The sequence below is a fragment of the Pseudomonas sp. genome, assembly GCF_050739935.1.
GTDB lineage: Bacteria > Pseudomonadota > Gammaproteobacteria > Pseudomonadales > Pseudomonadaceae > Aquipseudomonas.
This window is the reverse complement of record NZ_JBOICF010000097.1, coordinates 30289-44537: the sequence shown is the minus strand read 5'-3', so window position 1 is coordinate 44537 and position 14249 is coordinate 30289. Positions and strand designations below refer to the sequence as shown.

Below are 14249 nucleotides of genomic sequence, written 5' to 3'. Positions count from 1 at the left end.
CACGCATCGCGAATAAATTCGCTCCCACAGAACCAGCTCAATTGCACAGACGACGATGACCGTTTCAATTGCTTGAGACATGCACAACCGTTCCTCTCAGCACATTCGCCGTGGGAGCAAATTCATTCGCGATTTGCCGGTACAGCCAACAGATCTCTGTGATCTGTGAATACGCATCGCGAATAAATTCGCTCCCACAGAACCAGCTCAATTGCACAGACGACGATGACCGTTTCAATTGCTTGAGACATGCACAGCCGTTCCTCTCAGCACATCTCCCCTGTGGGAGCGAATTCATTCGCGATTTGCCCGTTCAGCCAACAGATCTTTGTGGTCCGTGAATACGCATCGCGAATAAATTCGCTCCCACAAAAGGTGCTACCTGTACTTTGGCACTGGCCGAAGACACCCCCGCCGGTGCCCGATCGCGCTCTGCAGCAGCTGGTACTCCCACGCCCTGCGGGCAGAATCAACAGCACCTCGCCCCCCCCTTTTTTTTTGTTCGCAACCTCATCTCACGGCGCCGGGTTCGGCACGCGCTGATGCACCGCCTGAACCTGCGCCTTGATCTCGTCGGTCAGCTCAACCTGCAGCGCACCGAGGTTTTCGCGCAGCTGCGCCAGGGTGGTCTGTCCAGTCAGGGCGCTGGCCACGAACGGTTTGTCGATGATGTATGCCAAGGCCAGCTGCGCGGGAGTCAGGCCGTGCTGCTGCGCAATCTGCACGTAGCCGCTGATCGCTTCCTGGGCCGACGCACTGTCGTAGCGATTGAACGCGCGGTACACCGCCGACAGCCGCGAGCCTTCAGGGCGCGCGCCATTGAGGTATTTACCGGTCAGCGCACCAAAGGCCAGCGGCGAATAGGCCAGCAGCCCGACGCCTTCGCGATGGCTGAACTCTGAAAGCCCGCCTTCATAAAGCCGGTTGAGCAAGCTGTAAGGGTTTTGAATGCTGACGATGCGCGGCAAACCCAGACGCTCGCTCTGCTTCAGAAACTCCGCCACGCCCCACGGCGTTTCGTTGGAAACGCCGATATGCCGCACCTTGCCGGCCTTGACCTGCTCGGCGAGCACCGACAGCGTTTCTTCGATGGCTACGCTGTCGGCGTCATCCTGGTACGGATACTCGCGCTGACCGAAGATATTGGTTTTGCGATCCGGCCAGTGCAGCTGATACAGATCCAAATAATCGGTTTTCAGACGTGACAGGCTGCCGTCCAGCGCTTCGACGATGTTGCGGCGGTCGTGACGGCTGAGGCCATCGCGAATGTGCGCCTGACCGTTGGGATCGCGCGCCGGGCCGGCAATCTTACTTGCCAGCACCACCTCGTTACGCCGGCCACTGTTGGCCAGCCAGGTGCCGATGTATCGCTCGGTGGTGCGCCAGGTCTCGGCTTTGGTTGGTGTCGGGTACATCTCGGCGGTGTCGATGAGGTTGATGCCCTCGGCCAGCGCCAGATCGATCTGCTGGTGCGCGTCGTGCTCGCTGTTCTGATGGCCCCAGGTCATGGTGCCCAGTCCCAGTACACTGACCTCGATGTCGCTGTTGCCCAATTTGCGGTAACGCATGGTTGATCCTTTGTCGTGACAAGTACGAGCGCGGCGGCTCAGGCCCGCTGCGCGTATTGATTGGTCGGAAATGGCAGACCCAGGTGCTCGCGCAAGGTGCTGCCGGTGTATTCGTGACGGAACACGCCGCGCTTTTGCAGCAGCGGCACGACTTCGTCGACGAAGATCTCCACGCCGGACGGGAACATGTCCGGCATGATGTTGAAGCCGTCGGCGGCATGGGCCAGGAACCAGTGAGTCAAGGTATCGGCGACCTGCTCCGGCGTGCCGACCAGCAGCCTGTGGCCTACCAGGATCCGCCGCGACAGCTGGCGGATGCTGAGGTTTTCCCGGCGCGCCAGATTCAGTTGCGCTTCAAGAAACCCTTGGGAACCACGTTCGAAATCGGCCACCGCGCCAATCCGCTCCCACGGCAGCGGCGCATCAGGATCCAGCTCACGGGCCGGAATACCGATCCGTCCGGCGACCTGTTCCAACAGCCCGTGTTCACCATTCCAGGCATTGAGTTCGTCGAAACGGGCGTGGGCCTCGGCTTCGGTGCTGCCAATGACCGTGGACAGCCCCGGCATGATCTTCAGATGCTCGGGATTGCGCCCCCAGCCCGCGGCGCGCTCTTTCATTTCCTGATAGAACAGCTGGCCGTCTTCCAGGGTGGTCTGGGTGGTGAAGATCGCGTCGGCATAGCGCGAGCCCAAGGCCTTGCCACCCTCGGAGGATCCGGCCTGAACCAGCACCGGGCGGCCCTGTGGCGAGCGTGGCACGTTCAGCGGACCCTTGACCGAAAAATGCTGGCCGACAAAGTCGATGGCATGGACTTTCTGCGGGTCGGCGAAACGACCACCGCGCGCATCGCCGATGATCGCGTCGTCTTCCCAGCTGTCCCACAATTTGACGGTGACGTCGATGAACTCGTCGGCACGGGCGTAGCGATCGACGTGCAGCGGCGCCCCGGCCAGGCCGAAGTTCTGCGCGGCCGCATCGCCTGCGTTGGTCACTACGTTCCAGGCCGCGCGCCCGCCGCTGATATGGTCCAGCGAAGCGAAACGCCGGGCGATATTGAACGGGTCGTTGTAGGTGCTCGACGCGGTGGCGATCACGCCGATGCGCTGGGTCGCCAATGCCACTGCCGTCAGCAAAACGGTCGGTTCCAGGCGCCCGGCGGGTTGCCGGGAGACGTCACCGGCTAACGCCGGGCCGTCGGCGAGAAAGATCGCGTCCAGACAACCGCGCTCGGAAATGCGCGCGATATTGCGGTAATACTCGACATCCAGATAGGCATTGGCCGGCACTTCGGCGCTGCGCCAGGCGCCTGAATGCGCGCCGAAACCAAGGATGTTCATGCCCAGGCTCATTTGTCCTTCACGGCTGTTTTTGCTGTTAAGGGTCTTGCTGTTCGAGCTACTCATACTGCACTCGCTTCGTCACGGGCGCCGCTGGCCTGCTGTTCGGCGTCGGCCGCTTGCAGCGTGCGCCAGGCGGCGTTGGGGGTGATGCCGTTGAGGTAGAAGTTGCCCAGCGCGCGTTCGCGGTAGATCGCCGGATTGTGGGACGCCAAAGTGCGTGCGTTGCGCCAGTGGCGGTCGAAGCGGCGGGCCTCACTCGTCGCTGATGCGCCACCGACTTCGAACAACAGCGTGGTCGCTTCCAGCACCTGTTCGAGCACGATCTGCTGGGCCTGATAAGCGCGGATTTCCGCTTCGGTGTAATGCTGTTCGATGGCGTAGCCGCCCTGCTCCGCATCGTGCACGTCCTGCAGCACCTGAGCCACCGCAAGCACTTGGGTGCGGGCCGAATACGCCAGGCTCGACAGCCGCCCGATGACGCGCTGCACCAGTGGATCATCCTTGGGACTGGACTGCCCCGGCACGCCGAAAGCGCGGGTGCGGCCTTTGACGAAGTCGGTAGCATCACGCAGCACGGCATTGGCGATACCGGTGAGTGTCGCCAGATGGAACAGCTGATAGAAGGCCGAGAGATACGACTCGGCGCGCAGTTCGTCTTTCTTGAAGCGGCGCACGATATGTTGATCCGGCACCTTCACGTCTTCAAAACGCGTGGTGCCGCTGCCGGTCAGACGTTGGCCGAACCCGTCCCAGTCATCCTCCACCGTCACGCCCTGCGCATCGGTGGGCACGGCGAGGCTGACGAAGTCATCGCCATCCAGCGCCACGGCGGCGATCCAGTCGGCGTAGAGGGTGCCGGTGCAGTAATACTTCTCGCCGTTCAGCTGCCAACCCGCGGCGGTATTGCCCGGCTCGATAGCGCTCAACGTCACCGAATTGCGCGTGGTGTCGGTGCGCTCGGCCATTGCCGCACCCCATAACTGGCCCTCGGCGACCTTGGCCAACCAGTAGTCCTGAGACTCATCGTCCCGGCTGGACAGGCGGCCTTCGACGAAACCGAAATGCGCGCGCACGATCTGCGGCAGGTTCGAATCCGCTTCGCCGAGCTTGATCAGTAGCTCGAACAGCTGCGGCAGGCTCGCGCCCAGACCACCTCGGGATACAGGGACACGCAGCGCGCCAAAGCGAGCATCGCGCAACCATTGCACCGCCTCGAACGCCAGCTCACGTTCCTGCTCGCGGGCAACGGCGGTGTCGGCGATGCGGGCGAAGACTTCAGCAAAACGCTGGTTCAGGTCTTCGATTTTCACATCAGGGGAAATTGCAGTGTTCATCGGGCTTTCCTTGTTCGTGATCGTTTCACGGCGATCGGCGGTCACTCCTGTGCCGATCTCGGATCGATCCAGCGGTTGATCAGGTCCACGGCGAGGTTGACCACCACGTACACCGTGGCTGCCAGCAACGTCACGCCGAGCACCATCGGCACGTCTTTGTTGGTGGTGGCGTCGAGCATCAGGCGCCCTATGCCTTGACGGGCGAACAGCAGTTCGATTACCACCGCACCGCCCAACAGGCTGGCGAAAATGAACCCGGCCAGGGTCACCAGTGGCACCAGCGCATGACGCAGGGCGTGACGCAGGCGCACCGCGGTTTCGGAGAGGCCCCGTGCGCGTGCCATGGCAATGAAGGGTTGTTCCAGGGTGTCCTCCAGCGACTGGCGCAACAGTTGGGTGAGTACCGCGGCCACCGGCAAGGCCAATGCCACCGACGGCAGAATCAGCGAGCGCCAGCCGACCGAGCCCGATGGCGGCAACCAGTGCCAATGAAACGAGAACACCAGCAGCAGCAGGATGCCGATGACGAAGGACGGCGCCGATGAGATCACCAGCTCGCTGCCGGACGCTGCCGAGCGCACCCAGCGCGAGCGGTTGGCAGTCAGGATCGCGCAGACCAGTGCCAGACAAATGGCCAACAACGCAGCACTGAACGAGAGTTGGATGGTGGCGCCGATCTGCTCCGAGATGGCCTGCAACACGGGGATCCGCAGCCGGTAGGATTCGCCCAGATCACCATGGGCCAGCCGCGCCAGGTAATGTCCGTACTGCACGATCAGCGGGTCATCGAGGCCGTATTCGGCCCGAACACGCGCCAGCAGTTCAGGCGTCGGCAGCGCATCCGGGCCACCCAGGATCGCCAGCGCGGTGTCGCCACCACTGAAGTTCACCGCCAGAAAGGTCAGCGTCGCTGCGCCCCACAACACCCCAACGCCGGCCAGCAGCCGCCAGGAAATACGTTTGAACGTGCTCATGGTTGCCCCCGGTCCAGCCAGATGCTGGTGAAGAAAGGAACGTTATGCGAAGTGTCGAAGATCACGCCCTTGACCTGCTTGCCATAGGCCGTCAGGACCTGGCTCTCCACCGAAGGCACGGCCGGGACGGTCTCGGTCAGGCGCTTTTGCGCCTCGGCATAGAGCGTCTGCAACTCCACAGGATCCCGTGAGCGGCGCGCGGCACTGAGCACGCGATCGAGCTCGGCATCACGGAACTTCCCGGCATTCTGACCAATCAACTTCGGGGTACTGATGGACTGGCTGTGATACAGCACGAACAGCCCGTCCGGCGTATTGGTGTGCCAGTACCCGGCCGCCAGCGCCTGGAACTTGCCGGCATAACGACGCTCGGACACCTTGGTCAGCGGCAGCATCTCGATGGGCATGTCGAAGCCGACCTTCTTCAGATCCGCCTGGATGGCCACCGACACGCTGGCCGGGAACGCCGGGTTGTCGTAGGTGAGTAACGTCGCCTTGAGGCGCGCGCCGTTTTTGGTCCGATAACCCTGAGCATCGCGTCCTGTCCAGCCGGCCTGATCGAGCAGCGCATTGGCGACGTTGACGTCATAAGCCAAGGCGTCATTATTCGGCTGGTAGAACCGGGTGTTGGCCGCCAGAAAGTCGGCTTTGCTGATGAATTCGCCAAAACCGGAAATCCACGCCAGGCCATCACGGTCGATTGCCTTGGCCACGGCGCGGCGCACCAGCACGTCGTCGAACGGTGGCTGCTCGACATTGAAGGTCATGCTGCGACTCGGATTACCCTTGCGAATCCGGCTGCGCAGGACCAGCTGAGGATTGGCGCGAATAGCGGCGGCATTTTGCGTCGGTGCATCCAGCGCAAAGTCGGACTGCCCGGACTCCAGCGCAGTGAAGCGGATCATGGCTTCCGGGACATAACTCAGTTCGATGCGATCCAGGTACGCTTCGCCCACGTGACGGGTGACCGGAGGCGCCCAGTCGTAGCCAGGGCGCCGGGTAAATACCGCACCCTGGTCGCGGGTATAGCTTTGCAACAGAAACGGGCCACTGCCGACAGGATGTTCAGCGATGGTTTTCGGCGCTTCGCGAATCTGTTTCGGCGAGACCATCCCCAGCCAGGACTGCGCCAGCACATCGAGAAACGGCGTGTAGGGTTCGCGCAGGTGGGCCTGGAAGGTGTATTCGTCGATCACCTTGCCGTCCTGATACGGCGCGATGTAGGCCGCAGCCAGAGGCGACTTGGTCGCCGGATCGCGCATATGCTCGAGATTGGTCTGTAACGCGGCGGCGTTGAATTTCTCGCCGTCGCTGAAAGTCACGTCATCGCGCAGATGGAAGGTGTAGGTCTTGCCGTCCTCGGAGATCTCCCAGGACTTGGCCAGCCACGGGCTGATATTGCCTTGTTCGTCCTGGTAGACCAGGCAGTCGAAGAGGATTCTGCCCATCCACTGGATGTTGCCGTTGGACAGCGCATGAATATCGAAACTACCGGCATCGGAAGCCGCTGACACCCGCAACGTTCCGCCCTTTCGCCCGACGGACTGTTCATGAAAGTCCGATGCAGGATAAGAAATTACGCCATTGCTAACAGCGCCGTCGGCTTTGGGTGCGCCGCGCTCGGGTGCTGTTGCGGGCGAGCAGGCGCTGATCGCCATATATAACGAAACAGCAGTCGTGAGTTTGAATAAGCCGGCCAAAGAAACTTCCTTAATAGAACTTGGGTGATCGCAGTAACGCTCAAGCACTATTGGGTGTTATGCAGCGAACATGCCATGACCGGCCAAACCGCACCCTTGCAAAAGTAGGCGCGCGATAAACATAAGGCCTGTTGGAGAACAGGGATGCCACGTATCCCCCGGCGGGCGGGAGGCCAGGGCGTGCAAGGACTGTGAAACGATTCGCTGATCCGGCATCGCAGGTCGGTCGCCAGCATGACAGACACTTATATGGTTATATCGAAGTTGCAGCCACAACTTGCCCACGCCCTTACAGACTGTACATTCACTGTTGAGTTTTAGACAGATGCGCGAAAGCCGCCAAAGCGGATCCCAAACTAAGCAAGTGTTGAAAAATAGACAGACATTCAAAACAAAGTACGGCCGCGAGCATTGAAGCTGCGAACAAGTCCGCTAACACCCCACTATCTAGGTAAAAAAGACATTGGCACAGAAACTGCTCAGAGCGGATCAGGCATGACTATACGAATAGAAAGCTGGCACATATTTATCTATTCACTAAGGAATACATTTGATGCATTTAAGTTTTCGGGGAGAGTTACGGAAGTTACCGCAGGCGATCCGTCGGGCGACGTGGTTGACCACGGTAGGCTTGGGATCGGCGCTGCTCAGCAGCACTGCGGTACGCGCCGATGATGTGACGCTGTCATCGGACTCGACGCAGGCCACAACGCCTCGCCTCAATACCGTGACTGTGCAGGCGGCGAAAATCACCCCGGTCGAGGCGGCGAAAAGTCAGCTCAGTGAAGTACCCGGCGGCACTAGCGTGGTGGACAGCGAACAAGTCGCCAAGGGTCGTACCGCAACCTTGCAAGACACGCTTGCCTATCAACCGGGCGTATTCGTGCAATCCACGGGCGGTAACGACGCGGCCAAGATTTCGATCCGCGGTTCCGGAGCCAACACCTCGCCAGGCTACTTCCGTGAGGGCATCAAATTCCTCTTCAACGGTTTGCCGATCACCGGCCCCGGTGGCACGCCCTATGAGTTTCTCAACGGCTCCGGCGTGAACTACACCGAGATTCTGCGCGGCGCCAACGCCTTCCAGTACGGCGCACTGAGCCTGGGTGGCGCGATCAACTTCGTCAACCAGACCGGCTACACCGCCCCGGGCCTGCGCGTACGGGCAGAGACCGGCAGCTATGGCTACAACAAACAGAGCGTCAGCGTCGGCGGTGTCGAAGGCGATTTCGATTACTACCTCAATGCCGACAACTATCGTAGCGACGGTTACCGCGATTACAGCCTGTCCAAGAGCCAGGGTGTGGTCGCCAACTTCGGCTACAAGTTCAGCCCCAAGCTTGAAACCGAGCTGATGCTGCGGTATCGCGATGAGTACCATAACGACCCAAGCGCCACCACGCTCGACGCGGTCAAGCACCATACCCGCGATGCCAGCGCCACGGCCGCCACCAGCGGGGCCGGCAGCCGGCGCCCCAGCAGTGTCTGGGCGGGCAGCAAGACCACCTACACCTTCGATGATGACTCCAAACTCTCGTTCGGCCTGGTTTACTACCAGTACGCCCACAACAACAGCCCGAACAGCCCAAGCAACCCGAGCTACTGGGACTGGCACGATCTCAGTGTCGTGCTCGGCTATGACCGGACCGATCAGCTGTTCGGCCATGAAAGCCGCACCAACCTGGCTTTCACCTCCACCGAACACATCAAGGGTGAGGTCAATTCCACATTCCGCAACAAGCGGACTCAAAAGTTCGTCGACTATGGCTCGTCGTTCGATCACGTATTTTCGCTGGGTAACGATCTGGAGCTGGTCGACGGTTTGTGGCTGACCAGCGGTGTGTCGGCCATCAACGTACGCCGCGATACCAACGTCAAAGAAGCACTGCAGGCCAACACGTCAGCCTTTCCTTCGAGCGAAACCTACGACAACTGGAGCCTGGCACCACGCATCGGCCTGCGTTACGAGTTCACGCCTCAGCTGCAGGTGTTCGCCAACGTCAGCCGTTCGATCGATCCACCGGCCTCCTGGGAATACTCGGGTTCGGGGCCGACCCAACCTTATGTGCGGCCATTGGTCGAGCAAAAAGCCAACACCGTGGAGATCGGCGTGAAAGGCTCCTCGGGGATCTTCGACGGCAGCCTGGCACTCTACCGCTCGTGGGTCCGCGACGAATTGCTCAACGTGCAGTTCATCGCCCCGACCGCCACTGCCGCCGCCGTGACCGGCGCATTCAACGCCACGCCCACCATTCACCAAGGCATCGAGGCCGGGTTGAATACGCAATTGTGGGAAAGTGCTTCGGGCGAAAAAGTGACCTGGCGTCAGGTCTACAGCTACAACGACTTCTACTACCGTCATGACCCGACCTTCGGCGACAACCAACTGCCGGGCATTCCAAAACACATCTACCAGGGCGAGGTTCAGTACCAGCATCCCCAAGGGTTCTACACTGGGGTCAACGTGCAATCGGCATCGCGCACAGCCGTGGATTACGCCAACACCTTCTATGCGCCCTCCTACACGATCTTCGGCGCGAACGTCGGTTATGAAACGCCGAAAAAAGACTGGAAGGTTTCGCTGGACCTGAAAAACCTGGCGAACAAGAAATACGTGACCGCAGTCCAACCGCTCTATGATGCCAAGGGTCAGGACAGCGCCGCCTTGTATCCGGGCGATGGCATCGGCGCCTACGTGGGCGTGGAATTCCGCTACTAAGGACCGACACCGCTGTGCGACGACGGGGCCGCGATGGCCCTGTTTGTCGTACAGCAACGTGTTATTCGAGGGACAGAACGTGACACAGAACATTTACGACAGCCCCGATTTCTTCGCGGGCTACAGCCAGCTACCACGCTCCGTTGAAGGACTGGCCGGTGCACCCGAATGGCCGGCGCTACGTGCTTTGCTGCCGAACATGACCGGGCAAAAGGTCGTCGATCTGGGCTGCGGATATGGCTGGTTCGCGCGCTGGGCCATCGAACAGGGTGCGCAGAACGTGCTCGGGCTCGATGTCTCGAAAAAGATGCTCGAACGTGCCGCCAGCGATGGCGAAGATGCGCGCATCACTTACCAGTTGGCTGACCTGGAACTGCTGCGACTGCCGAGCGCGGCATTCACCCTCGCCTATAGCTCACTGGCGTTTCACTACATCGCTGATCTGGGGAAGTTGCTGCGCACGATCCATGACGCGCTCGCGCCTGGCGGCAAACTGGTGTTCTCCATCGAGCACCCGATCTTCATGGCCTCGCTGCGGCCGGACTGGATCATTGACGAGCAGGGTCGTAAATCCTGGCCCGTCGACAATTACCAGATCGAAGGCCCGCGCAGCACCAACTGGCTAAGCGAAGGCGTGATCAAACAACATCGCACTCTGGGCACACTCCTGAACCTGCTGATCGAGAGCGGTTTTACCCTGAATCACATCAACGAATGGGGACCGTCGCCGCAAGACCTGTCAGACCGGCCCGCGCTGGCCGATGAAGTGCATCGCCCGATGATGCTGATTGTCGCCGCCACTCGCTGAACGATCGATTGCCGGTTGCGCGCAACCGGGTGTGCGTCTGTACCCCCTTTACCGAATCCCCCCTGAAGACAGCCATGCCGCGAACGTTTTTCATCAACCGTAACTTCCTGCTGCTCTGGGTGGGGCAGGCGCTATCTTCCTTCGGCGAGTTTCTGGTCAACTCGGTGGTGACGGTGTGGCTGGTCAGCGATCTGCTGACAGACGATCCGGGATTGCCCCTCGCCATCGGCCTGACCGTCGCCGCCACCACCCTGCCGCGCATTTTCATCGCCCCGTTGGCCGGTGCCTGGATCGACCGCGCGCGGCCAGTGCGGGTAATGGTCATCGCCGACCTGGTGCGCATCCTCGCGTCGGCGCTGTTCATGGTCGCTTACGGGTGTACGAACCTGACACAATGGCAAACTGTTTCCGGCGTCAGTCTCCTGCTGTTGATCAACGCCACGGCTGCACAGTTCTTCAACCCGGCCCGCGCTTGCATCATGCAGATCGCCATCCCTCAGGAGCGGCGGATCGAAGCCTCTGCCAAAGCCATGTTCTCGCTGACCGGCGTCGGCATCTTCAGCTCGGCGCTCGGCCCGTTGCTTTTCGGCCGGGTCGGTGCGATGTCGGCGTTCGCATTGGCAGCGCTAGGCCTTGCCGGGTCGGCCTACTGTGCGATCCGCATCACTGGCCTTGCGACCCGCATTGAATCCAGTTCGCCTGCTGAAACCTATTGGCAGGCGCTGGCGTCCGGCGTGCGCCTGGCCTGGACTCACCGCGCCATCCGCCTGATGATGATCGGCACCGCGCTGTATGGCATCTCGCTGGGTATCAATAATCCGGTTCTGCCGTTGTTCGGCATGCAGACGCTGGCCCTCCAACCCGCCGCCTACGGCGTTCTGATGGCCGCCTTTCCCCTCGGTGGGCTGTCAGCCACGCTACTCAGCGCCTGGCTGTCCAGAAGGCTGCGCGCCGAAACGCTGACCTGCAGCGCGCTGTTCCTGCTGGGGCTGACGAACCTAGCCTTTGCCCTCTCTCGCGGGTACTACGTGCCGATGCTGAGCATGTATCTCTCAGGCATGTGCTTCGCGACCTACGCCGTGGCCCAGGGGCCTGTGCTGCAAATGCATGTGCCAGCGGGGTATATGGCGCGGATCTCGTCGTTGTCCAACCCGGTACTGTCGATCGCCTCGATACTCGCAACCGCAGGCGTCACTGCGGCGCTTTCTCACGTTCAGGCCAATCGTCAAATCGCCGGCGACATCGATGCCAATACCTCTGCGTTGGTAGTATCGGCCATCATCGTATTGGTGGGCGGCGCGCTGATGTTGCGCAGCCTGAGCAAGACGGTTACAGGCGCTGAAACGGCCGAGGTGAGCCGATGACTGGAACGTTTCAAACCAGCGATGGCCAAGCGAGCATGCTCCGTACTTTTTTCAGCGGCTATGTTTGGCGCGCAACAGCTGTGCGGCATTCTGTGTTTCCTCGCACACATCTCAACGGCGTCTAACTTCTGGATACTGAAGTCAGCTCAGCAGCGATAACGACTCCAACAACTCATAAAGCCCCTCCGGCACCAGCATTCCATCGCTTTTTAAACTGGAACCGTCGCGCCACACGGCCCTGAACGTTTGGCCGTCACTCTCCTGCCCTTCGAGCCACGGTTGTTCGTAAAGCGCCGGATTTTCGAACTGGGCATCGTAAACCTGCACGACTTCGTGGCCGGGTTTGCCCAGGTAGGTAAAGATGCTTTCCAGGGTGCCGAGCAGGCGAACGTTGCGGATCGGCAGGTCGAGTTCCTCACGGATTTCCCGGACGATGGCATCGATGCTCCGTTCGCCAAATTCGACACCGCCGCCCAGTGGACGAAACAGTGATTGCTGCTTCACGGGGTCGTAAAACGGATTGACCAGGATCTTCCCCTGATGATGAAAAACGCAGATGGCGAGGTGGCGAATGCGGGTTTCTGACATGCGTTGAAATCCGTTTTGGCTGAAGGATGCGTAGCGCTGAGATTAAGCAACTTGCCAGCCAGGTAGCGTTCTTGCAGAGCATTAGGCTGGGCGGTCATAACCGTTCATCGCCGACTCTTCATTTTTAAAAACTTTTCCGCCAGTGCAATGGGTCAGAACCATACAACGGATGGCGACGGCGCCAACCCTTGTACCTCGTTTTTTTGACGAAGAGGCTCTATCACATGAATAAGAAACTGAGTTATGCACTGGCATTGGCCGCACTGACCTGCGCGCTATCGGGCACATCGATGGCAGCGACTAGCGGCACCAGCTCAAGCGGCAGTTCAACCGGCAGTACCATGAGCGGCCCATCATCCACGTCTGGCAGCTCACCCACGGATTCCTCCAGGCCCAACGGAACCAATGGCGCCAATACCAACGGCACTGCTCTTCCAGGCTCCGGTGGTGAAGCCGGCAGCGGTGGTAATTCCAGCCCCGGCAACAGCACGCCATCGGGCGCAGGTTCAAGCTCTGGCAGTGGCACTTCAGGATCGGGCAGCTCCGGCAGTGGTTCATGATTGGTCGTCCATCAGCCCTCTGGTCAGGTCCGGCATCTGCCCGGCCCTGGCCTGTACGTGGCGCGTTTGATAAATACCTGTCCGGTCTGGCGTTCGTCGCGCTGTGTACGCTGAGCTGTGTCGGCTACGCCGCCGAGCAGACGAGCGTCACGCTGGACCGGCCTGGGGCGGGCATCACGGAAATCAAGAAAGGTGACAACGTCCCTGACGAGTATCAACGTGAAAGTTTGGCCGTCAAAATTGGCCGTCAAAAACTGGCAGGAGCGCCATCTGGGAGCCCCTGGCAAAGATGAGCAGTGGGTCGAGATAAAGGGCAAGCTGGCGCTGGTCAGCATTCCGACCGGGACGATCAAACAGTTGATCGACAAACCCTAGTCACCTGCGCCGAGTTGTATTCCGAAAGACTGACTGCCAATAAGTGATCCAAGCAGGGCTGACCGCTCACTGAGTTAAATCAGTTGAAGCGGTCAGTCTCTGTCGGATAGAAAAAATGCGGTTCGGCTATTTCTTGTCGTCATTCTGCTGCATTTGCAGCGAAGGCTTGGACTGGTCCTTGGCCTTATCCTGATTGTGGTCGTTATCGAAACAGCCGTGCAGCGCCAATACGCAACACAGGCCAAGCATCGTGCGAATTGCTGTTCTCATGGCTTGTCTCCTCAACTGAATCTTCATGGTTTGATATCGCTCCTGGAAGGCGCAGTGCCGCCGATGACGTCTGTACCCTATATTTGCGGATGGCGCATAGGCTTACCTATACGCGCACGCGATAGCGCTCGAAGGTGAAGGTGGCGCAACTCGATGAGCACAAGCGGCGACAGCCGATCCCGTCATGGACAGGAAACGGCGTCGCACTGAAAGTTGCTTGGGGATCAAGTTCATCGAGGCGTCCCCCAGGCTCATTGCTGCGGGGGATTCTCTTGCGAGACGGAGTTGTTCACCTCAACATCGCCCATGTCCTCTTCCTCCGAAACTCCATTGTCCGGGTTCAGGGGTTGCTCCCCTTCTTTCGACGGTTGCCCGCCATCTACTCCCGGGGGATTGGGCATCACGTCGGGCCGTCCTGGCTCGAGTGGCGTTGGCGTGCTTTCAGGGTTGCTTGGGTTTTCTGTTTGACTGTTCATATGCGCCTCCAATGGCCGCGAATGAGTCGGGACCTGTTTGTTCGAGGGCGCGAAAGCAGCGTCGTTCTGTGAATTTCACAAACGGTTTCTGAAGTCGATCGTTGACCTCAAGATTGGATTGCCCCCCTCGGCACTTATGCCCAAAGATCGTCTTTAAAGCTTGCCTGAAT

13 protein-coding genes are annotated in these 14249 nt (G+C 60.2%); 4 read left to right on the top strand and 9 right to left on the bottom strand.

The features are described from left to right. Positions 1 to 515: 515 nt before the first annotated feature. From ACRER8_RS19295 to ACRER8_RS19275, 5 genes are read right to left on the bottom strand one after another with little or no spacing between them, the layout of a single operon-like run. Positions 516 to 1568 (bottom strand): NADP(H)-dependent aldo-keto reductase, encoded by a 1053-nt coding sequence (locus tag ACRER8_RS19295; RefSeq protein WP_431747804.1) that lies wholly within the window; start codon positions 1566 to 1568, stop codon positions 516 to 518. A 38-nt stretch (positions 1569 to 1606) separates the two neighbouring features. Beyond that, positions 1607 to 2974, bottom strand: coding sequence for an LLM class flavin-dependent oxidoreductase (locus ACRER8_RS19290; protein ID WP_431747803.1), 1368 nt, complete (start codon positions 2972 to 2974; stop codon positions 1607 to 1609). Next, the gene (locus tag ACRER8_RS19285; RefSeq protein ID WP_431747802.1) at positions 2971 to 4245 is read right to left on the bottom strand and encodes an acyl-CoA dehydrogenase family protein; all 1275 of its coding nucleotides are present in this window, start codon (positions 4243 to 4245) and stop codon (positions 2971 to 2973) included. Before ACRER8_RS19285 ends, ACRER8_RS19290 begins: the two co-directional genes overlap by 4 nt. 41 nt (positions 4246 to 4286) lie before the next feature. After that, positions 4287 to 5219: an ABC transporter permease gene (locus tag ACRER8_RS19280; protein ID WP_431747801.1), complete on the bottom strand. Its 933-nt coding sequence runs from the start codon at positions 5217 to 5219 to the stop codon at positions 4287 to 4289. Next, positions 5216 to 6733 (bottom strand): ABC transporter substrate-binding protein, encoded by a 1518-nt coding sequence (locus tag ACRER8_RS19275; protein WP_431747800.1) that lies wholly within the window; start codon positions 6731 to 6733, stop codon positions 5216 to 5218. Before ACRER8_RS19275 ends, ACRER8_RS19280 begins: the two co-directional genes overlap by 4 nt. Before the next feature lie 739 nt (positions 6734 to 7472). Here ACRER8_RS19275 and ACRER8_RS19270 point away from each other — a divergent pair. The 3 genes from ACRER8_RS19270 (at position 7473) to ACRER8_RS19260 (ending at position 11810) form a co-directional block, all read left to right on the top strand. Continuing rightward, positions 7473 to 9638 (top strand): TonB-dependent receptor family protein, encoded by a 2166-nt coding sequence (locus tag ACRER8_RS19270; protein ID WP_431747799.1) that lies wholly within the window; start codon positions 7473 to 7475, stop codon positions 9636 to 9638. Between the two features lie 79 nt (positions 9639 to 9717). Continuing rightward, a complete protein-coding gene (locus ACRER8_RS19265) occupies positions 9718 to 10446 on the top strand; it encodes a class I SAM-dependent methyltransferase (RefSeq protein ID WP_431747798.1) in 729 nt (242 codons plus the stop codon). 74 nt (positions 10447 to 10520) lie between these two features. Continuing rightward, positions 10521 to 11810 (top strand): MFS transporter, encoded by a 1290-nt coding sequence (locus ACRER8_RS19260; RefSeq protein WP_431747797.1) that lies wholly within the window; start codon positions 10521 to 10523, stop codon positions 11808 to 11810. Positions 11811 to 11951: 141 nt separating this feature from the next. Here the strand turns inward: ACRER8_RS19260 and ACRER8_RS19255 are convergent, their stop codons facing one another. Beyond that, positions 11952 to 12398, bottom strand: a complete 447-nt coding sequence (locus ACRER8_RS19255; protein ID WP_431747796.1) for an NUDIX hydrolase — start codon at positions 12396 to 12398, stop codon at positions 11952 to 11954. A 241-nt stretch (positions 12399 to 12639) separates the two neighbouring features. Then, on the bottom strand, positions 12640 to 12924 hold the full coding sequence (locus ACRER8_RS19250) for a hypothetical protein (protein WP_431747795.1): 285 nt from the start codon (positions 12922 to 12924) through the stop codon (positions 12640 to 12642). A gap of 253 nt (positions 12925 to 13177) precedes the next feature. On the opposite strand from ACRER8_RS19250, the gene ACRER8_RS19245 reads away from it, so the two are divergent. Further along, positions 13178 to 13333 carry an RcnB family protein gene (locus tag ACRER8_RS19245; RefSeq protein WP_431747794.1) on the top strand — a complete coding sequence of 52 codons (156 nt, stop codon included), beginning with the start codon at positions 13178 to 13180 and terminating at the stop codon, positions 13331 to 13333. A 126-nt stretch (positions 13334 to 13459) separates the two neighbouring features. Here the strand turns inward: ACRER8_RS19245 and ACRER8_RS19240 are convergent, their stop codons facing one another. Beyond that, entirely contained in the window at positions 13460 to 13603 is a 144-nt protein-coding gene (locus ACRER8_RS19240) for a hypothetical protein (RefSeq protein ID WP_431747793.1), read from the bottom strand. 251 nt (positions 13604 to 13854) lie between these two features. After that, positions 13855 to 14079 carry a hypothetical protein gene (locus tag ACRER8_RS19235; protein ID WP_431747792.1) on the bottom strand — a complete coding sequence of 75 codons (225 nt, stop codon included), beginning with the start codon at positions 14077 to 14079 and terminating at the stop codon, positions 13855 to 13857. Between the last annotated feature and the right edge of the window lie 170 nt (positions 14080 to 14249).

Excerpts from the sequence above, each read along its gene's own strand:
- ACRER8_RS19295 (WP_431747804.1), bottom strand. The coding sequence starts at position 1,568 with ATGCGTTACCGCAAATTGGGCAACAGCGACATCGAGGTCAGTGTACTG.
- ACRER8_RS19290 (WP_431747803.1), bottom strand. The coding sequence starts at position 2,974 with ATGAGTAGCTCGAACAGCAAGACCCTTAACAGCAAAAACAGCCGTGAA.
- ACRER8_RS19285 (WP_431747802.1), bottom strand. The coding sequence starts at position 4,245 with ATGAACACTGCAATTTCCCCTGATGTGAAAATCGAAGACCTGAACCAG.
- ACRER8_RS19280 (WP_431747801.1), bottom strand. The coding sequence starts at position 5,219 with ATGAGCACGTTCAAACGTATTTCCTGGCGGCTGCTGGCCGGCGTTGGG.
- ACRER8_RS19270 (WP_431747799.1), top strand. The coding sequence starts at position 7,473 with ATGCATTTAAGTTTTCGGGGAGAGTTACGGAAGTTACCGCAGGCGATC.
- ACRER8_RS19260 (WP_431747797.1), top strand. The coding sequence starts at position 10,521 with ATGCCGCGAACGTTTTTCATCAACCGTAACTTCCTGCTGCTCTGGGTG.
- ACRER8_RS19255 (WP_431747796.1), bottom strand. The coding sequence starts at position 12,398 with ATGTCAGAAACCCGCATTCGCCACCTCGCCATCTGCGTTTTTCATCAT.
- ACRER8_RS19240 (WP_431747793.1), bottom strand. The coding sequence starts at position 13,603 with ATGAGAACAGCAATTCGCACGATGCTTGGCCTGTGTTGCGTATTGGCG.
- ACRER8_RS19235 (WP_431747792.1), bottom strand. The coding sequence starts at position 14,079 with ATGAACAGTCAAACAGAAAACCCAAGCAACCCTGAAAGCACGCCAACG.